The sequence below is a fragment of the Microthrixaceae bacterium genome (genome assembly GCA_016702505.1).
Lineage (GTDB): Bacteria > Actinomycetota > Acidimicrobiia > Acidimicrobiales > Iamiaceae > Aquihabitans.
In genome coordinates this window covers 346,402-364,380 of record JADJDU010000001.1, presented here as the reverse complement: position 1 = coordinate 364,380, position 17,979 = coordinate 346,402, and the positions used below count along the sequence as shown (strand labels likewise).

The following is a 17,979-nucleotide window of genomic DNA, read 5'->3' as shown; positions in this document are numbered from 1 at the left end:
GGCTCGAGAACGCGGTGTGCTCGACGAACGGCGGGGGAAGGCCAAGAAACCAGTGGGGGGAGAGCGGAGACGGAGACGGTCCGGCCGACAGCCGGGTCAGTGCAGGGAGTTGGCGGAGAACAGAACGCCCTTGAGGGCCTCGAACTCCTCCAGCGACTGCCCTGAACCTATCGCCACGCAGTCCAAAGGATTGGGCGCGATCACGATGGGCATCCCCGTCTCATGGGTGAGGCGGGCATCGAGGCCGTGCAGAAGTGCGCCGCCTCCAGCCAGAACGATCCCGGTCTCCATGATGTCGGCGGCAAGCTCTGGCGGGGTCTTGTCCAAGGTGACCTTGACGGCGTCACAAATGGCCGCCACCGGCTCCTCGATGGCCTCGCGGATCTCTTCGGTGGTGGTCACGATGGTCTTGGGAAGACCGGTGATCAGGTCTCGTCCGCGGATCTCGGCGTGCAGTTCTTCTTGCAGCGCCCAGGCCGAACCGAGGGCGATCTTCACCTCTTCGGCCGTGCGCTCGCCCAGGGCCAGGCTGTATTCCTTCTTGATGAACTGGATGATGGCGTCGTCCAGTTCGTCTCCACCGACCCGAACCGACTGGCTCGACACGATGCCACCCAGGGAGATCACCGCCACCTCGGTGGTCCCACCGCCGATGTCGACGATCATGTTGCCAGCCGGTTCTTGCACCGGAAGGCCGGCACCGATGGCGGCGGCCATTGGTTCTTCGATGATGTAGGCGGGCTTGCGGGCCCCGGCGTACTCGGCGGCCTCTCGGACGGCACGCTGCTCCACGCCGGTGATGCCCGACGGAACGCAGATGACCATGCGGGGCTTGGCCCACCGGCGCTGATGCACCCGGTGGATGAAGTACCGCAGCATCTTCTCGCAGATCTCGAAGTCGGCGATGACGCCGTCTTTGAGGGGGCGGATGGCCTGGATGTGAGCCGGTGTGCGCCCGATCATCCGCTTGGCCTCGAGGCCCACCGCCAACGGACGGCCGTCTTTGACGTTGACCGCCACCACCGAGGGCTCGTTGAGCACGATCCCACGTCCCCGCACGTAAACGAGGGTGTTGGCGGTACCCAGATCCACCGCCATGTCCCGGCCCATGATCGCAGTGAACGGGTTCTCGTTCGACATCGACGTCATGCTAGCCGTCGTAAAGGAACTGCAACAATCACCCTCTACCAGATGTTGTGGTTCAGGTGGTGGATACCGGCCCGGATCGTCTAACCGGGCCGGACCCGAAGGTCAACGACCAGGGAACCAGAGCGCGATCTCGCGGGCCGCAGACTCGGGGCCATCGGATCCGTGCACGAGGTTCTCGTTGGTGGTGGTGGCGAAATCACCCCGGATCGACCCGGGCTGGGCCTCGGTGACCTGGGTTTTGCCGATCAGGATCCGCCCCAACTCCCAGGTGTTGTCGCTCGGGCCCTCCACGATCATGGCGAACACGGGAGACCGGGTGAGAAAGTCGACCAGCTCGCCGAAGAAGGGCTTGTCGGCGTGCTCAGCGTAGTGAGCCTCGGCCAGGGCCCGATCCGCGGTGCGCAGCTCGGCGGCCACCAGACGCAGACCCTTGCGCTCGATGCGCGACACGATCTCGCCGACGAGCCCCCGCTCCACGGCGTCGGGCTTGCACATGATGAAGGTCTGGTTGGTCATAGGGGTGGCACGCTACCGGTGGCCCCGACCGAAGGACCAAACGCGCCATCGGAGCCGGCGCGGGGTCGACGTCATCGAGCCGACTGCGCCTAGAAGCAGCGGTACGACGTCTGCCGATGCCCGGCTCCCAAGGACCACAAACGGGGCCAGCGGCCAGATCAGGATGCTTCTGGGTCGCCACCCGAGCCCGACCATTGCCCGTCGGGGCGAAGGGTGAGCAGCTCGGCGCCGGATTCGGTCACGACCATGGTGTGCTCGAACTGGGCGGTGCGCTTTCCGTCCACGGTGGACGCCGTCCAACCGTCATCCCAGAGCTGGTGCTGCCATGCCCCCACCGCGATCATCGGCTCGATGGTGAAGGTCATCCCCACCTCCATCACCGTGTCGTTGCGGGGATGGAAGTAGTGGAGGATCTCGGGGCGGGTGTGGAACTCGGTTCCCACCCCGTGGCCCACGAAGGCCCGAACCACGCTGAACCCGTTGGCTTCGGCGTGGGTCTGGATGGCCAGACCGATGTCGGAGACAGGCTGGCCAGGCTGCACGGCTTGGATGCCCCGCCACAGGCTCTGCTTGGTGACCTCGATGAGCCGCCTGGACTCGGGGTCGACGGTCCCGACCTCCCACGTGGCGTTGGTGTCGCCGTGCACGCCTTCCCGGAACAGGGTGACGTCGAGGTTGACGATGTCACCGTCGCGCAGGGCCCGCCCATCGGGGATCCCGTGACAGATCACCTCGTTGACCGAGGTGCAGACCGATTTGGGGAACGGCGGTGAGGTGCCGTAGTTGAGCGGGCTGGGATACCCGCCAGCCTCCACGCAGAGGTCGTGGCACAACACGTCGAGCTCATCGGTGGTGACTCCGGGGGCGATAGCCGCACCTACCGTCCGCAGGATCTCGGCCGCCGCCGCCCCGGTGCGACGCATCCGCGCCAACACGTCGGCGTCTTTGACCATGGGCTCGTCGCGGTCGTCGGTGCCCCCGAACTCGGCATAGTGAGGTCGGGCGATGTCTGCGGGTACCGAACGCTGGGCACTGATCGGGCCCGGAATCACCCGATCGGTGGTCGACTTGTGGCAACGCTTGAACTTGAGCCCGCTTCCGCAGAAGCAAGGATCGTTGGGCTTCATCTTCGACAACGCCGGCGGCCGCTGGCCACCAACGGTCTGGGTTGAAGTCGACGACGGTTTCACGACGGTCCTCCGGGTTGGGTCATGTCGGTAATCAAAGGTCCACCTCGGATCGCAGCGCGGTGCGGGCCGCTCCCACCACGTACAACGAGCCGCTCATCAGGATGAGATCGTCGGGGCTCGCCACCGCCATGGCCCTGCGTACCGCATCCTCCACCGAGCCGACCGCCTCGGCCACCACCCCGAGGGAATCGGCCGCGGCTGCCACCACCGGTGCTGGGATGGCGCGGGGCGAGTCGGGGGTGCATGCCACCAGCAGACCAGCCTCAGCTGCCCCCATAGCGGTCAGCATCTCGAGCGGATCACGGCCCTCCAAGAACCCGACCACCATCACGATGGTGCCTCCCAAGGTGAACTCGCGGTGCAGGGTCTCGGCGCAGGCCCGCGCGCCCTCGAGGTTGTGGGCCCCGTCGAGGATCACCGTGGGTTCGCGCAGCACCACCTCGAAGCGTCCGGGGACCTTCACCGAAGCGAACCCCTCAACAACCACAGACTCATCCAACTGACGCTGGAAGAACGCTTCCACCGCGGCCAGGGCCACCGCCGCGTTCTGGCTCTGGTGCTCGCCGTGCAATGGCACAAAGACGTCCTCGACGGACCCGAACGGAGTCCTCAACGAAACCGACCGGCCTCCGAGGGCGAGCAGCTCCTGATCGCAGTCGAACTCCTCGCCCCGCCACCAGGTGGCCTCGGCATCGGTCGACGAGAGCAACGGGCGCAGGTCCTCTCCAGTTTCGCCACACACGAAGGTGGATCCCGCCTTGACGATGCCGACCTTCTCCTCGGCTATGGCCTGGCGCCACTCCCCCACCCCGTCGGTGTGGTCCCGGGAGATGTTGGTGAGCACGGCCACATCGGCATCAACCACGTTGGTGGCGTCGTAGCGACCGAGCATTCCCACCTCTATGACCGCCACGTCGACGGCCACGTCGGCGAAGTAGGTGAAGGCAGCCGCGGTCATGATCTCGAAGTAGCTGGGCGTGATCCCGACCAGCGGTTCCACCGCGGCCACCGAGGCAATGCTGGCGGCCAGGGCGTCGTCGTCGATGGGCTCACCGTTCCACGAGATCCGCTCGTTGAGGGATTCGAGGTGGGGGCTGGTGTAGGTCCCAACCGACAGCCCGGCCGCTTCGAGCAGAGCCGTGCACATCCGCGCCACCGACCCCTTGCCGTTGGTGCCCGTGATGTGGATCACCCGATAGGCGCCCTGAGGGTCGCCGAGGGCATGAACCAACTTGGCCATACGGTCCAGCGACAGGCCTTCGGCCCGGCCAGCGGTGGCTTCGAGGTTGGTGTGCTGATCGAGGTAGGCGAGGGCGGCGTGGAGGTTCACGGTGGATCCACGCTACCGGCCTCCACGTCGGGGCCTACGGTCGAGTGGGGCCCGATCGGCTCACCAGCCGACCGGGGCCAGGTTCAGTAGCGGCGAAACTCGGCCGGAACCGGGGTGTTGAACCGTTCGCCCAGACGTAGAACGTCTTCGCGGTCGATCTCGGTGGGTTCATAGCCACGATGGAGGGCAGCCAGAACGTCAGGGCTGAGGCATGGCACCTGGCGACCAGCGACCCAGCCGTAGGTGAAGCTCTCAGCCGGGAAGTCGGGCGGACCGACCTCTGGGTCTCGAGACGCCACCCAGGCGTTGCCGTGATGGTCGCTGGACACCGACCGCAGGTCGATGACCCGTTCGTAGCTATCACCGAGGCGGACGCTCGACACTCCGTCGTGGTCGACCACGTCGAAACCGACCTCGGCGAGGGCCTGCACTGCGGGCTTCACCTCCCGCAGGTCGATCACCAGATCGACGTCGGCGTGGTCCCGATGTTGGGCGCCGAGCAGGGCCTCTACGCCCCACCCGCCTTCGAGGGTGGGCGAGACACCGGCCTCGGCCAGCACCTCGAGCACATCCAGCACATCCTGAGCTTCCATGGCCATGGCGAAACACGCCTCCTGGTTCAACGCTCGATCGTTCGGGGGAGTTGGACACCCCGCGGGAGCCGACAATCAAAACGCTCTGCGTGGTGCACCCAGAATTCTAGCACTCTGCGTACGATTGGTGGAGCATTCTGCGCGGCTGGACCGCCGCAGGCTCAGACCGACGCCAAGGCGCCAAGAGGCGAGCTGGTCGGTGAGCCGACACATAAGTACGGCATGGCTAGACCTACCGACGAGCGGGGTCTGAATCGAATCAGGATGCGGCGCGTCGGGGACGTGACGTGCGAGTGGGCTGACGGGGAACCAGCGTTGGGTTCACCTTCTCCAGCACCACCTTGGCATCGATCACGCACTTCTCGATGTCGGTACGACTGGGAAGGTCGTACATGACGTCGAGCAGCACCTCTTCCAGGATCGCCCGCAGGCCACGGGCGCCGGTGGAACGGAGGATGGCCTGATCAGCAATGGCCTCGAGGGCATCGTCGGTGAGCTCGAGAGTGACGTTCTCCAATTCGAAGAACCGTTGGTACTGCTTGACCAAGGCGTTGCGCGGCTCGACCAAGATCCGCACCAGCGCATCACGATCGAGGTTGTCGACCACACCCACCACCGGCAGACGACCGATGAACTCGGGGATCAGCCCGAATTTGTGCAGATCCTCGGGCATGAGCTGACCCAGCAGGTTGCCGATGTCCTTGTCCTCGGAACGACGAATATCGGCCCCGAACCCGACACCCTTGGCTCCAGCCCGGCTCTCGATGATCTTCTCGATGCCGGCGAAGGCCCCTCCACATATGAACAAGATGTTGGTGGTGTCGATCTGGATGAACTCTTGGTGGGGGTGCTTACGTCCCCCCTGGGGTGGAACCGATGCGGTGGTGCCCTCGAGGATCTTGAGCAGCGCCTGCTGCACGCCCTCGCCCGACACATCTCGAGTGATCGAGGGGTTCTCGGCCTTGCGGGCCACCTTGTCGATCTCGTCGATGTAGATGATGCCGGTCTCGGCCTTCTTCACGTCGTAGTCGGCGGCCTGGATCAGCTTGAGCAGGATGTTCTCGACGTCCTCACCGACATAGCCGGCCTCGGTGAGGGCGGTGGCATCGGCGATGGCGAACGGCACGTTGAGCATCCGGGCCAAGGTCTGGGCCAGGAACGTCTTGCCACAGCCGGTGGGACCGATGAGCAAGATGTTGGACTTGGCCAGCTCCACCTCGTCGTGGCCCGACGCCGCCCCCACCTGCACCCGCTTGTAGTGGTTGTACACCGCCACGGCCAGGATCTTCTTGGCGATGTCTTGACCGATGATGTACTCGTTCAGGAACTCATAGATCTCGCGAGGCTTGGGCAGCTCGTCGAACTGGAGCTCGGAGGTCTCCGACAGCTCCTCTTCGATGATCTCGTTGCAGAGGTCGATGCACTCGTCGCAGATGTAGACCCCTGGACCCGCGATGAGCTTCTTGACCTGCTTCTGCGACTTGCCGCAGAAGGAGCACTTGAGGAGCTCGCCCCCGTCTCCGAACTTCGCCACGGCGACCTACCCCTTGTCGAATCGTCAGGAAGCGGCCGTGATCGGACCGCTCTTGTCGGCGACCTCACGATTGGAGATCACCTCGTCGATGATGCCGTATTCCTTCGCTTCTTCCGCGGACAGCACGAAATCCCTGTCCGTGTCACGTTTGAGCTTGTCCTTGGGCTGACCAGTGTGCTCCACCAGGATGTCTTCCAGGAGGTCCCGCATGCGCAGGATCTCTCGGGCCTGGATCTCGATGTCGGTGGCCTGACCCGATCCGCTCCCCCACGGCTGGTGCAACAGGACCCGAGCATGGGGAAGCGCCAGGCGCTTGCCCTTGGTGCCCGCCGCCAGCAGAACGGCCGCGGCCGAGGCCGCCTGGCCATAGCAAATGGTGGTGATGTCAGCCTTGATGTACTGCATCGTGTCGTAGATGGCGAACAGCGCCGTGATGTCTCCACCGGGGCTGTTGATGTAGATGTTGATGTCTTTGTCGGGGTTCTCCGACTCGAGGTGGAGGAGCTGGGCGCACACCAGGTTGGCGATCGTGTCGTCGATCGGGGTGCCCAGGAAGATGATGTTGTCCTTCAGCAGCCGCGAGTACAGGTCGAAGGCCCGCTCGCCCCGGTTGGTCTGCTCGACGACCGTGGGAACCAGGTAGTTGTAGGCCGGCTGAATGGTCACTCGGCGTCCTCCGTGGAGCCCTCGTCTTGGGTGGGAGCATCCAACTTCGCCCGGTCGATGGCGTTGCCATCCCCATCGACCAGTTCGACCCGTTCGATGAGCCAATCCAGTGCAAGTTGGTTGCGCATCTCCGAGCGTAGCGCCGAGATCTGACCGGTCCGCTCGAACTCCTTGCGAACCCGCGCCGGCTTTTGGCCCGAACCCTCGGCCAACATCTCGAACTGCTGGTCGAGGGCCTCTTCGGTGACCTCGAGCTCCTGTTCGACCACGATGGCCCGCAGGGCCAGGTTGGCCTTGACCGCTCGGGTCGACGCGGCACGCATGTCTTCCAGGAAGGTTTCAGGCCCGCCTTCGAGCGACGCCAGGTAGCGGTCGGGGGAAACGCCCTGGGCCTGAAGGCGACCGAACAGATCGTCGAGACGGTGCTGGAGGTCCTGGTCGACCAGGGGCTTGGGCGCCTCGTCGTCTACCAGTTCGGCCAGCGCGTCAGCGGTGTGGTTGCGGAGCTGCACAACCGACTGGGCTCGCTTGAACGGGGCGATGCGGGCCCGCAGGTCTTCTCGAAGTTCGTCGAGGGTCTCGAACTCGGTGGCCTCGGCCGCGAAGTCGTCATCCAGTTCGGGCAGAACCTTCTCGCGAACCTCGGTCACGGTCACCTTGAAGTCGACGGGATCCTCGCCCTCGACGGGGGTGGTCGGCGGTGAACTCCAGCACATCGTCGGCGCTGGCACCTTCCAGCTTCTCGTCCAGCTCGGGAACGATGGTGCCGCTGCCCACCTCGTACAGGTAGCCGTCGGCCACCAGACCTTCGAGGGGCTCGCCGTCTCGAGAGCCGACCACATCGATCAGTACGGCGTCGCCGCTCTGGGCCGGGCGTTCAACCGACTCGAGCTGCGCATAGCCGTTGCGGAGGCGCTCGACCTGCTCTTCGATCTCCTCGTCGGTGATCTCGGGGTTGTCGATGGTGACCCGTAGGGACTGGTACCCGGCCGGGTTGACGGTGGGACGCACCTCGACCACGGCCTCGAAGGCCAGATGGGCATCTTCCACCGTGGAGGTGAGGTCGAACTCGGGAGCGGCGATGACATCGACCTCGTTGTCTCGCACCGCCTCTGAGTAGAAGCGAGGAACCGAGTGCTCGATGGCATCCCCGCGTGCCGCCTCGATCCCGATGCGGGCCTCTATCAGCTTGCGAGGTGCCTTGCCGGGGCGGAAGCCCGGGATGCGCACCTCACGGGCGATGCGCTTGAACGCCGCATCTACCTCGCGCTCGAACGTTTCGCTGTCGACCTCGACCGTCAGCTTGACCTTGTTGCCCTCTACGGGCTCAACCGTTGCCTTCATGAGGATCGGAAGTGTACCGGTGCCGTGCCCGGCTCACCGCACCCGCACAAACCGATCAGCCCACGGACCCGACCGAGGGGCAGAACGGACACGTCACACCTCATCGGGATCACGACCTTCGAGTTGGGGCGGTGCGACCTTCCTCCAGAAGTTCCCCGAGGGGCCGGTGGCCATCCGGTCTTCGCCAGCGGTGAGCGGCCGTGGCGGTACGTTCGTACGGTGGCACCCCTGGCCGGTTTCGTTCTCGCCGCCGCCGCGCTGTTGGTGATCTCGGGGATTTCCAAGCTGGCCCGACCTGAGCCCGCCGCCAAAGCCTTGGCCGCGGCGGGGTGGCCGTCGAGCCCCTCCCTCAGCCGCAGCCTTGGCGGCGCCGAGGTCGCTATCGGTGCATGGGCCCTGGCGATGGGGGGGCCGGCGCCCACCGCGGTGCTGGCTCTCGTCTACCTGGCCTTCGCCGGGTTCTCCGCCCACCTGATGCGGGTGGCTCCGGGCGGAACCGATTGTGGATGCTTCGGGACCACCGGCACCAACGTCTCTCGAACGCACATCGTCACCAACACCGTGGTGGCGGTGGCCATCTCCAGCACCCTCATCCATCCGGTGGGGGGCGTCGCCGACGTGATCGCCAACAGTCCTGGTTCGGGGATACCCCTGCTGGCCTTGTCGACATTGCTTGCCGGCAGCGTGGCCCGGCTACTGGCCGGACGACTACCTGGCACCAGCCTCGGTTCGAGGTAGGAGTTCGAGCACCCCGCTCTGGCGCGGTACGGTGCAGGCCCCCGCGGGTGTAGCTCAATGGCTAGAGCTTCAGCCTTCCAAGCTGAAGATGCGGGTTCGATTCCCGTCACCCGCTCCAGATCACCGGCCCAGGTCACCCCGCCATCGGGATGCCTGGGCCGCTGTCGTTATAGACTGCGGTAGGTTCCGGCGATGCTGCGTCGAACCTCCTTGACCCTGTTGTTGGTCGCTGTTCTGCTGGGTGCCTGTTCGGACGTGACGACACCTCGGACAGCCTCGGCTCGCAGAGCGAATCCCAGAGCAATCCGAGCTCGATCGAGGACTTGGTTGGCTCCGTACCAGGGCTGAGCGAGATCACCGAGCCAGAAGGGACGGGACCCCTTCTGGGCACTGTGGATGGTGAGGAGGTCCGGGTCGCCGACATGGCGATGTTCTGCGAGGGCTACGGCGCGGTTGCCACCTACCGCGACCGGCTCGCCGCTCTCCTGGAAACCGGTGACGGGCGCGGGGCCATAGCTCTGATCGAGGCCTCGGTGCCCTCTGCCGAAGCCGGAGCCCGAAGCGCCCAGCGCTCGATCAGCGGCGGGCGTGACCTGGACATGATCCCGATGTCGTTCGTGGTGGCCACCGACGACTGGGCCTACAACCAACTCGACGCCGAGACCATGCTCGAACGACTGACAGCAAGATCTATAGAGCTCCAGCCCTTCGATGAGGCCTTCGCTACCTGCTGACCTCACATCTCGCGCTGGACCCGAGCGGATAGGCCCAGTCGTCGTCACTGCGAGGGCAATCAGACCGAGGCTTCGCCTCGGTTTAGCCATGCCGTACGTATGGGTCGGTCCGCTTCTCGGGCGCACCTTCCTCGAACCTGTCGACTTCGGGATCGTCACCCGGTCGGGCTCAGAAATCCCCGTCGGTCACGAGTCACCCAGGAGGCCGTCGTCATCCTCGACGGTCACCAGGCCAGTGTCGAGGTGGTACAGCAGGCCGACCACGTGGGCAGGGTCTCCGTCGCGTTCGATGGTGCCGAAATGACGTAGGGCATCCACGGTGGCCTGAAGGTTTCCGCCCGTAGCCCGTATGGGGTCGTCACCCACCAGATCGACCAACCGGGCCGCCACATCGCCGATCAGGTCACCCAGGTGGCCGGTCAGGTCGTGGTCACCCATGGCGGCCAGCACAGCACCGCAGTGGGTGTGCCCCAGCACCACCACCAGGGGGATGCCCAACGCCCGGGCGCCGAACTCGATGCTGCCGATCGCCACGCCCGACAGGGACTGACCGGCGGTGCGCACGGTGAGGAGATCGCCGATTCCCTGACCCAACACCACCTCGGGCGGCACGCGGGAGTCGACACAGCCCAACACGACGGCACGGGGGCTCTGCCCCGCCACCAGAGCCGACCGCTCGGCCACCGACATCTTGTTGTCGACCAGACCTCCCGCGGCGAAACGACGGTTACCGTCCAACAGGTTCGCCAGAGCAGCGGCAGCAGCTTCGCGGCGCTCGCTCGGACCTGACGACGCGACGTCATAGGACATTTGTGGCTCTCCAATGCGACGGGCGGCCGCCAGCTCGGCCACGCGTCGAGTGTGGCGGGCCTGCCACCGCGGAGCCAACCCCACAGGTCTCGGCGACGGCAACCAGCGCGGTAGGCGGCGCCCCCGGCAGGGCTCGAACCTGCGACCGACCGCTTAGAAGGCGGTTGCTCTATCCAACTGAGCTACGGAGGCCAGGCCGAGATCGTACGGCACGGACCAACCCGTCCATGCGCCCGCGGTTGTGCATGCCACCCGGGGTGCGTTGGTCCGCGCACCCCAACCTGTTACGATTATGTGACGAAGCCGGGTCGAACTCGTTCACCCCTACCCGGCAGAGGAGGACGGTTCGTGCGTCGACGATCACTGGGCGTGGCCCTGACGGTGGCGGCTCTGGCCTTCGGCCTGTCCGCTCCCCAGGTCGCCAACTCAGCTCCGACCCAGAGCCTCGAGCAGCAGCGTGACCAGGTACGGGCCGAGAGGGCTCGGGTCGCGGCTCAAATCGACACCTCAGAAGCATCGCTCGACGAGATCGACGACGCCCTCCAGTTGATCGAAGAGGACCTGCGCGCCCAAGAGGAGGCGCTGTCTCGCATCGAGGGCGAGGTGGCCCAGGCCGAGAAGGACATCGAGGCTGCCGAGGCCGCCATCGTCCGCCTCGACAAGGAGATCGGGATCCTCCGCCAGGAGATGCGACGCCGGGCCGTGGCCGCCTATGTGAGCCCCACCGCCGACGACGTTCTCAGCGTGTTGGAGACCAACGACTTCACCAGCGCAGCCACCCGCAAGTTCTACATAGAGCTCCGTTCCCAGGGTGACGCCGACGTGGCCGACCGCCTGAAGGGCGCCACCGACGACATCGACCACGAGCGGGAGAAGGCCGAAGAAGCCCGCCAGGTGGCCGAAGCCAAGCGCAAGGAGCAGGCCGAACGCACCGCCGCAGTGGATACGGCCCGGGCCAACCAGCAGCGTCTGGCCGACGACATGCAGGCCACCATCGACTCCCAGATCGCCCGATCGCTGGACCTGGCCGCCACCGATCGCGAACTGTCGGCCCGCATCGCCGAGCAGCAGGCCGCCCTGGCGGCCCGCCTGGCAGCCGAGCGCGCCGCCCGTGAGGAGGCAGCCCGGCGTCGGGCCCAGGCCTCATCGGGCAGCAGCGGCGGAGGCGCCCCCCTTCCCCCGCTGTCGGGCGGAGGTGGATCTTCCTCTGGCAACAGCGGGGTGGCGGTGTGCAGCGTGCCCAACATCTCCGGCGGCGTGAACTGCCAGATCCAGGACCGAGTGCTGGGAATGATCAACGCCGCCCGCGCCGACGGTGTGAACCTGAGCGGCAGCGGCTACCGAGACGCCTCACGCCAGATCGCCCTACGACGGGCCCACTGCGGATCCAGCTACTACGCCATCTACCAGATGTCGGCCAGCGCCTGTCGTCCGCCGACCGCCCGGCCCGGCTCCTCTCAGCATGAGATCGGCCTGGCCATCGACTTCGCCAACTGCGGCCGGGGCAGCGCCTCCTACGCCTGGCTCAAGGCCAACGCCGCCAGCCACGGCTTCTACAACCTGCCCAGCGAGTCGTGGCACTGGAGCACCAGCGGCCGCTGAGCCGCCGGGACCACCCGATCTGACCCTGAACGGTTTCTGTGGTCCCACCGGCAGTTGCTAATGTGGCGGCTCCCTGGTGATCGTAGCTCAGCTGGTCAGAGCGCCGCGTTGTGGTCGCGGATGTCGGGGGTTCGAATCCCCTCGGTCACCCCATTCTCACGGTCGGCACCCCTTCGGGTGACCGGCCGTGAGTCATTTTCGGTGCCCGAAACGCCACGTCCGAAGGGCCGTTGATCTGACTCATCGGTGCGGTTCTGGTTGGCATCGGTTCGGGGGCATTGCACTAGAGTCGCCACGCGCCTCTAGCTCAATGGCAGAGCAATGGACTCTTAATCCACAGGTTGGGGGTTCGAATCCCCCGGGGCGCACCACCCGGAAGCCCCTGCTCACGCAGGGGCTTCCGTCGTTTCCGGGCGCATGGGCCGAAGGTGCCTCAGACCCAGTTACGCGGTGCCGGTATTTCGTTGCCAGTTGGTTCGTGACCGCACGTCGTTGCACCATCGATCATGGCGTAGCGGTCCGCACCCCAAGCGGAGGAACTACATGAGGCAACGACTCTCCCACGCGGAGGTTTCGAGTTAGTCAATGCCGTCAGCCGCACAGGACTGGACCTCGCTGGTAACTTGGGCCCATGGCTGCGGCACCCGATGCTCTCCTGGAACAGGCCCTAGCGTTGTCGCCTGCGGACCGAGCCAAGTTGGCTTCGGGTCTGCTGGCCAGTCTGGACGAGGATCAGGGCGACGAGGCCGAGGTGGAACGGCTGTGGTCCGAAGAGACCGAGCGACGCATGGCCATGCTCACGTCGGGTGAGGCCCAAGTCGTTACCTGGGAGCACGTGAGCGAACGCATCGACGGACTCCGAGCATCGTCCGCCGCTGAATGAGCCTGCCAGTCAGGCTCCATCCCCTCGCCGAGGACGACCTCGTCGAGACATGGGCCTGGTACGAGGCCCAGGAGAGCGGACTGGGCAAGCGCTTCTTTGCCACGGTCCACGCAACGATCGCTCAGGTAGCCGACTGGCCAAACTCCGGATCACCGGTCATCGAAGTCGATGGCGAGGTGATCGAGCGACGAGTCGGCACCAAAGGCTTCCCGTACCTGGTCCGCTACCGCATCGTCGACAACACCGTCGTGGTCGTGGCCGTCTACCACCAGCGACGCAGCCCCGACTTCGGCGCCGGCCGCCAGATCTGAAGTCAGCCGAACCTTCGCCCCACGCGACACTGGCTCACCTCACCCACAGAGGCAAGTCTCGGAACAATGCGCGATCCGACGGGTCTCGCCACCGCGTATCGCGCCGCGTTCCGTGGGGACGGAACGGGACGGACGACCCAATACAACGGCAGGTCAGGGGACGGATCGGTACGCAACGACACACTGTTCGTCGGGCTCTTAATCCACAGGTTGGGGGTTCGAATCCCCGGGGCGCACCGCCCGGAAGCCCCTGCTCACGCAGGGGTTTCCGCCGTTTCCGTGCTCGAGTGCCAGGGGCGTATCAGACCCACTTACGCGGTGGCGACCCGCGACACGGTGTAGAGGTGACATCGAGCGGGCGCTGGGGGCATGAGGGGAGGACCTTGACCTCACCCAATCGCCGGTAGAGGTCGCGTACACACGTCCTCCGGAGGTTGCCCGTTCGCCGACACGCTCAGGCGAGATGCGGGATGTTCCTGGAGCCCATAGCATTACGGTGTGACCGAGGAGCCGTTCGATCGGGTGCTGACCCGTGAGGAGTTCAACGAGATGTTGCGTGACGCGCCTCCTCCATCGGCGGACGATGTGTCGATCACGAGCGACGGGCAGCGGCTCGATTCCAAGGAAGCCGTGCTGAAGTTCTTCGCTCAGCTCGAGTCCGAGCTCGCTTCCAAGGGCAGGTAGGACGATCGGGTGGCTGGCGGACCACCACTCGATCGAGCACGCATCATCGAGTGTCTCGACGAGCACGACGTGCAGTACCTGGTTGTTGGCGGCATCGGTGCCCAGCTCCACGGAGCGACCCGCCCGACCGCCGATTTCGACTCGCTGCCGGCGACATCGAAGGAGAACCTCGCTCGCCTCGCTGCGGCGATGAGGGATTTGAACGCCTTCCTTCGGGTGGAGGGCCTCGATGACGACGAGGCCCGTGCCCTCCCGACAAGGCTCGACGAGGAGTCACTCGCTCGCATGGACATCTCGACGTGGCGAACTGACGCAGGCGATCTGGATGTCCTGACAGCGATTCCAACTCGAGATGGTGGGCGGGCGTTCTACGACGATCTCGCCGGTCGAGCGACACCGATGCAGGTCGCTGGAGCAGTGGTTCGGGTGGCATCGCTGCCGGACATCATCGCGTCGAAGGAATGGGCTGATCGCCCGAAGGACCGCCACGCTCTCCCCGAGCTCAGGCGTCTCGCCGGAGAAGCCGAATGATCGCTGCATTTTCCCGCTGAGGACCTACGACGGCGAGAACCATGGCCCCCAGGCGTGCCGTCTTCACCCACGACGGGATCCACTCGAGCCACCACGTATCTCACCGCGTAACTCGGTGGTACGGGGTGGGTCGAAAGGAACAGAACGGGATGCGCAGCCCAAGAGAACAGCAGGTCAGAGCGCTCGTCCTCAACTCCAGAAATGGTCCAGGCGGCGGTAGCCCACCAATCGGCCGATGGACACCGCGGCCGTCTCACGAGCCAGCGCCCGAAAGGACGCCGAACCCGACGTCGGCGACACGGTGGCTCTCAGACCCACTTCCTCAGCGATGTCGGCCACGCGGCGGCTGTGGGCCGGGCTCGACACCAGCACCACGTCGGAGATGCCCTCGTCACGCAAGAACCGGGCCACCGAGGCCAGAGACTCATAGGTGCTGGCCCCTTGAACCTCTTTTCGAATCACCTCATCGGTCAGACCGTGCTCACGCAGGTAGTTGTATCCGGCCGTGGCCTCGGTGAAACGATCTCCGGGCTGACGCCCTCCTGTGACCACGACCAGTGGCGCCAAACCTTCCATATAGAGGTCCAGGGCATGATCGAGGCGCTGGCGCAGCACCGGCGACGGGACCCCGTTGTATTGAGCGGCACCCAGCACCACGATCGCGTCGGCGCGGACGCGGCCATCGTGGCGAGACGCCTGCCACACCTGCACGAATGTGGCCGCCACATATGAGGCGACCAGCACCACCACAGCAAAGGCCATGAGGGTGGGCCAGCGAAGGTGCCGCCACCAACGACGACGTAACGAAACTCCGCCGCCTGCATCGTCGCGGCTTCTCGCCAGCGGGTCGATGCCGGCCATCAGTCCAGGCGGGACCGAAGGTCTCTCAACCGAGCCAGGGTCCTCTCGGGACCGAGCACCGTGAGCGACTCCCACAAGGGCGGCCCAACGGATCGCCCGCTAACAGCCAGGCGCACCGGCCCCTGGGCCTTGGACAGTTGGGGAGCGCCTTCGGCGTTCACCAACCCCGCGGCCACCGCCGCTCCCGCCACCGCCTCCTGGATCTTGTGCGGGACCCAGGCATCTACCCCCGAGTCGGCCAGCGTCTCGAGACCGGCGACGGTGGCATCGAGCATCTCGGCCACCTTCTTGCCCTTGGTCACGACCTTGGTCCAGGAATCCTCGTCGAAGGTTGGGGCGTCGACCACCAAGAACTCGATCATCGGCTCCACCTCGGCCAGGGTGCGCACCCGCTCCTGCACCTCGGTCGCCATGGACTCCAGCGCGGCCCGGGCCGGTTCGCCCCTGGTGAGGAACGGATCGGCCACCTCCAAGAACTCCGACGCCGACAACGAACGGATCTTCTCGGCGTTGACGAAGCTCAGCTTCTTCTGATCGAAGAAGGCCGGAGCAGCGTTTACGTCTTCCAGGCGGTACAGGTCGACGATCTCCGATATCGGCCTCACCTCCACCCCATCGGCTGGCCCCCAACCCAACAGGGCCAGATAGTTGACCATGGCCTCGGGGAGGTACCCCCGGTCCCGGTAGTCTGACATGGACACGTCGTCTCGACGCTTCGACAGCTTCTTGCGCGCTTCGTTGACCAGCAACGGCAGATGGGCGAATGCGGTGGGCACGCCCAGCTCCAGCGCCTCCCTCAACAGCAGGTACTTTGGCGTGCTGTTTACGTGATCCTCACCCCGGATCACGTGGGTGATGCCCATGTCGGCGTCGTCGAAGGAGTTGGCCAGCAAGAACATGGGCGCACCATTGCCGCGCACGACCACGAAGTCTTCGATGTCGGAGTTGGCGAAGGACACTTCTCCCCGGACCAGGTCGGTCCAGCCGGTACGGCCCTCACGAGGGGTGGCAAAACGCAAAGCCCGGCCCGGCCCCGCCTCGAGGTCACGGTCTCGACAGAAGCCGTCGTAACCGGGCTTGCCGCCGGCAGCAGCGTTGCGGGCCTGGACCTCCTCACCGGTACACGAGCAGTAGTAGGCCGCACCGGTGGCGACCAGCTTGGCCGCCGCGTCCAGGTACAGGTCCCCCCGATCGCTCTGGTGCACCGGGTCGCCGTCCCACTCCAACCCCATCCACGCCAGCATCTCGAGCACGTTGTCGACCAGCTCAGGTCGGTTCCGCTCGGCGTCGGTGTCCTCTATGCGAAGGAGGAAACGTCCACCGTTGTGGCGGGCGAACATCCAGTTGGCCAGGGCGGAATGACCCGAGCCGACGTGCAGGTAGCCGGTGGGTGATGGAGCAAAACGGACTACGACGGGGTTGGACACCGGGCCATGGTAACGACCACCCCCGACAGCCTTGGGAGCCGGCGCTCACCGCCGCTACGACCAGCGCCCAAGAGGATCAGCCGACCGCCGCAAGGCTCTGCCACTCTGCGGATCCAGGATCAGCCCGATTCGGTCACGGACCCTGGGTCATCGGAGTCGTCGAGATCACCTGAGTCGTCCACCTCGGGGAAGAAGACCGATGGAAGCCGATGACGATGAGGAGCAACCGCCTCGGGGCCGAACACCCGGGCCCGGATCGGGGCCGTAGCCCAACCGAGGGGGCACGACAGGACGTAGCTGTAGGCCACCACCACACCGGTCGCGGCCGGAACCACCGCTAGACCCATGGCGAACGCGCCACCCACCGCCACCGTGACCCACCGGCGGTCCGCACTGGGCGACACCAGGTTGCGGAACGAACGGAAGCGGAACGATGAAGCCATCAGCAGGGCTGGCACCACCGCAACCACCACCGGTACCCAACGCTGCCAGCCTTCGGGTGCCGGGTCGAAGGCGAACACGGTCGCGATTACGACCCCGGCCGCACCGGGGCTGGCCAGGCCGATGAAGTACCGCTTGTCGGCGTGGGGATCGACGGTGACGTTGAACCGGGCCAGGCGGAAGGCGGCACACGCGATCCACAGCCCGGCGGCCAGCCAACCCACCCAGTACAGCTCCCCCAACCACCGGGTGTAGAGCAATAGTGCGGGAGCCATCCCGAACGAGGTGAGGTCGGCGAGAGAGTCGAACTGGAGACCAAACGGGGTGATGGCCCCCACCGCTCGGGCCACGGCACCGTCGGCGATGTCGAACAGCACGGCGACGGCGATCAGCACCGCCGCGTGACGATGCTGTCCATCTATCGACGCCAGGATCGACGAGAACCCACACATCAGGTTCACCAGGGTGAACATGCTGGGCAGCATGGCTCCGAGCCGACTGCGCCCCTCGAGACGGCCCGGTGCAACAACGGTGGCGCCGGTTGGTGACACCAGCCGGAAACGCAGGCGTCGCCGTCGTCCAACGCCGTTGGGCCGACCCCGCTCGCCACCGGGCTCAGCGGGGGACGAGGCCCC

The 17,979-nt window shown here is 65.9% G+C and carries 20 protein-coding genes and 4 tRNA genes; 10 read left to right on the top strand and 14 right to left on the bottom strand.

Annotated elements, in window-relative coordinates; genetic code table 11:
* Positions 1-96: 96 nt before the first annotated feature.
* The 9 genes from IPG97_01705 to tig form a co-directional block, all read right to left on the bottom strand.
* Entirely contained in the window at positions 97-1,140 is a 1,044-nt protein-coding gene (locus IPG97_01705) for a rod shape-determining protein (GenBank protein ID MBK6855300.1), read from the bottom strand.
* A 111-nt stretch (positions 1,141-1,251) separates the two neighbouring features.
* Positions 1,252-1,665: a nucleoside-diphosphate kinase gene (gene ndk, locus IPG97_01700; protein ID MBK6855299.1), complete on the bottom strand. Its 414-nt coding sequence runs from the start codon at positions 1,663-1,665 to the stop codon at positions 1,252-1,254.
* 158 nt (positions 1,666-1,823) lie between these two features.
* Positions 1,824-2,792 (bottom strand): type I methionyl aminopeptidase, encoded by a 969-nt coding sequence (map, locus tag IPG97_01695; GenBank protein MBK6855298.1) that lies wholly within the window; start codon positions 2,790-2,792, stop codon positions 1,824-1,826.
* 94 nt (positions 2,793-2,886) lie between these two features.
* The gene (locus tag IPG97_01690; GenBank protein ID MBK6855297.1) at positions 2,887-4,185 is read right to left on the bottom strand and encodes a bifunctional folylpolyglutamate synthase/dihydrofolate synthase; all 1,299 of its coding nucleotides are present in this window, start codon (positions 4,183-4,185) and stop codon (positions 2,887-2,889) included.
* Between the two features lie 83 nt (positions 4,186-4,268).
* A complete protein-coding gene (locus tag IPG97_01685) occupies positions 4,269-4,808 on the bottom strand; it encodes an amino acid transporter (protein MBK6855296.1) in 540 nt (179 codons plus the stop codon).
* Between the two features lie 229 nt (positions 4,809-5,037).
* Complete coding sequence (clpX, locus tag IPG97_01680; protein MBK6855295.1) at positions 5,038-6,312, bottom strand: ATP-dependent Clp protease ATP-binding subunit ClpX; 1,275 nt, start codon at positions 6,310-6,312, stop codon at positions 5,038-5,040.
* A 24-nt stretch (positions 6,313-6,336) separates the two neighbouring features.
* Positions 6,337-6,972 carry an ATP-dependent Clp protease proteolytic subunit gene (locus IPG97_01675; GenBank protein MBK6855294.1) on the bottom strand — a complete coding sequence of 212 codons (636 nt, stop codon included), beginning with the start codon at positions 6,970-6,972 and terminating at the stop codon, positions 6,337-6,339.
* Between the two features lie 2 nt (positions 6,973-6,974).
* The gene (locus tag IPG97_01670; protein MBK6855293.1) at positions 6,975-7,628 is read right to left on the bottom strand and encodes a hypothetical protein; all 654 of its coding nucleotides are present in this window, start codon (positions 7,626-7,628) and stop codon (positions 6,975-6,977) included.
* A complete protein-coding gene (gene tig, locus IPG97_01665) occupies positions 7,588-8,322 on the bottom strand; it encodes a trigger factor (GenBank protein MBK6855292.1) in 735 nt (244 codons plus the stop codon). Before tig ends, IPG97_01670 begins: the two co-directional genes overlap by 41 nt.
* 219 nt (positions 8,323-8,541) lie before the next feature.
* Here tig and IPG97_01660 point away from each other — a divergent pair, with 219 nt between their 5' ends.
* The 3 genes from IPG97_01660 (at position 8,542) to IPG97_01650 (ending at position 9,794) form a co-directional block, all read left to right on the top strand.
* Complete coding sequence (locus tag IPG97_01660) at positions 8,542-9,060, top strand: hypothetical protein (GenBank protein MBK6855291.1); 519 nt, start codon at positions 8,542-8,544, stop codon at positions 9,058-9,060.
* Positions 9,061-9,103: 43 nt separating this feature from the next.
* Positions 9,104-9,178: transfer RNA gene (locus tag IPG97_01655), tRNA-Gly, on the top strand.
* 304 nt (positions 9,179-9,482) lie between these two features.
* Positions 9,483-9,794, top strand: a complete 312-nt coding sequence (locus IPG97_01650; GenBank protein MBK6855290.1) for a hypothetical protein — start codon at positions 9,483-9,485, stop codon at positions 9,792-9,794.
* Positions 9,795-9,980: 186 nt separating this feature from the next.
* On the opposite strand, the gene IPG97_01645 is transcribed toward IPG97_01650, so the two are convergent.
* Both IPG97_01645 and IPG97_01640 read right to left on the bottom strand, forming a co-directional pair.
* Positions 9,981-10,604 (bottom strand): carbonic anhydrase, encoded by a 624-nt coding sequence (locus IPG97_01645; protein ID MBK6855289.1) that lies wholly within the window; start codon positions 10,602-10,604, stop codon positions 9,981-9,983.
* 118 nt (positions 10,605-10,722) lie between these two features.
* Positions 10,723-10,796: transfer RNA gene (locus IPG97_01640), tRNA-Arg, on the bottom strand.
* A gap of 156 nt (positions 10,797-10,952) precedes the next feature.
* On the opposite strand from IPG97_01640, the gene IPG97_01635 reads away from it, so the two are divergent.
* The 7 genes from IPG97_01635 (at position 10,953) to IPG97_01605 (ending at position 14,615) form a co-directional block, all read left to right on the top strand.
* On the top strand, positions 10,953-12,206 hold the full coding sequence (locus IPG97_01635) for a D-alanyl-D-alanine carboxypeptidase family protein (protein ID MBK6855288.1): 1,254 nt from the start codon (positions 10,953-10,955) through the stop codon (positions 12,204-12,206).
* A gap of 76 nt (positions 12,207-12,282) precedes the next feature.
* Positions 12,283-12,359 (top strand) — tRNA-His (locus IPG97_01630).
* A gap of 143 nt (positions 12,360-12,502) precedes the next feature.
* Positions 12,503-12,577, top strand: a tRNA-Lys gene (locus IPG97_01625).
* A gap of 260 nt (positions 12,578-12,837) precedes the next feature.
* A complete protein-coding gene (locus IPG97_01620; protein MBK6855287.1) occupies positions 12,838-13,089 on the top strand; it encodes an addiction module protein in 252 nt (83 codons plus the stop codon).
* Positions 13,086-13,400, top strand: a complete 315-nt coding sequence (locus IPG97_01615; GenBank protein ID MBK6855286.1) for a type II toxin-antitoxin system RelE/ParE family toxin — start codon at positions 13,086-13,088, stop codon at positions 13,398-13,400. The genes IPG97_01620 and IPG97_01615 overlap by 4 nt, the downstream gene beginning before the upstream one ends.
* Positions 13,401-13,898: 498 nt before the next feature.
* Complete coding sequence (locus IPG97_01610) at positions 13,899-14,084, top strand: hypothetical protein (GenBank protein MBK6855285.1); 186 nt, start codon at positions 13,899-13,901, stop codon at positions 14,082-14,084.
* Between the two features lie 9 nt (positions 14,085-14,093).
* Positions 14,094-14,615, top strand: a complete 522-nt coding sequence (locus IPG97_01605; protein MBK6855284.1) for a hypothetical protein — start codon at positions 14,094-14,096, stop codon at positions 14,613-14,615.
* Between the two features lie 189 nt (positions 14,616-14,804).
* Here the strand turns inward: IPG97_01605 and IPG97_01600 are convergent, their stop codons facing one another.
* The 3 genes from IPG97_01600 to IPG97_01590 all read right to left on the bottom strand — a co-directional run bounded on the left by IPG97_01600 (position 14,805) and on the right by IPG97_01590 (position 17,829).
* Entirely contained in the window at positions 14,805-15,476 is a 672-nt protein-coding gene (locus IPG97_01600) for a YdcF family protein (protein MBK6855283.1), read from the bottom strand.
* Positions 15,476-16,903 carry a glutamate--tRNA ligase gene (locus tag IPG97_01595; GenBank protein MBK6855282.1) on the bottom strand — a complete coding sequence of 476 codons (1,428 nt, stop codon included), beginning with the start codon at positions 16,901-16,903 and terminating at the stop codon, positions 15,476-15,478. Before IPG97_01595 ends, IPG97_01600 begins: the two co-directional genes overlap by 1 nt.
* A gap of 119 nt (positions 16,904-17,022) precedes the next feature.
* Positions 17,023-17,829 (bottom strand): phosphatidylcholine/phosphatidylserine synthase, encoded by an 807-nt coding sequence (locus IPG97_01590; protein ID MBK6855281.1) that lies wholly within the window; start codon positions 17,827-17,829, stop codon positions 17,023-17,025.
* Positions 17,830-17,979: the final 150 nt, after the last annotated feature.

Bases quoted from the DNA above. Each gene is read 5' to 3' on its own strand.
- IPG97_01705 (MBK6855300.1), bottom strand. From the start codon at position 1,140: ATGTCGAACGAGAACCCGTTCACTGCGATCATGGGCCGGGACATGGCG.
- ndk (MBK6855299.1), bottom strand. From the start codon at position 1,665: ATGACCAACCAGACCTTCATCATGTGCAAGCCCGACGCCGTGGAGCGG.
- map (MBK6855298.1), bottom strand. From the start codon at position 2,792: ATGAAGCCCAACGATCCTTGCTTCTGCGGAAGCGGGCTCAAGTTCAAG.
- tig (MBK6855292.1), bottom strand. From the start codon at position 8,322: ATGAAGGCAACGGTTGAGCCCGTAGAGGGCAACAAGGTCAAGCTGACG.
- IPG97_01650 (MBK6855290.1), top strand. From the start codon at position 9,483: ATGGCGATGTTCTGCGAGGGCTACGGCGCGGTTGCCACCTACCGCGAC.
- IPG97_01645 (MBK6855289.1), bottom strand. From the start codon at position 10,604: ATGTCCTATGACGTCGCGTCGTCAGGTCCGAGCGAGCGCCGCGAAGCT.
- IPG97_01620 (MBK6855287.1), top strand. From the start codon at position 12,838: ATGGCTGCGGCACCCGATGCTCTCCTGGAACAGGCCCTAGCGTTGTCG.
- IPG97_01615 (MBK6855286.1), top strand. From the start codon at position 13,086: ATGAGCCTGCCAGTCAGGCTCCATCCCCTCGCCGAGGACGACCTCGTC.
- IPG97_01600 (MBK6855283.1), bottom strand. From the start codon at position 15,476: ATGGCCGGCATCGACCCGCTGGCGAGAAGCCGCGACGATGCAGGCGGC.
- IPG97_01590 (MBK6855281.1), bottom strand. From the start codon at position 17,829: ATGCTGCCCAGCATGTTCACCCTGGTGAACCTGATGTGTGGGTTCTCG.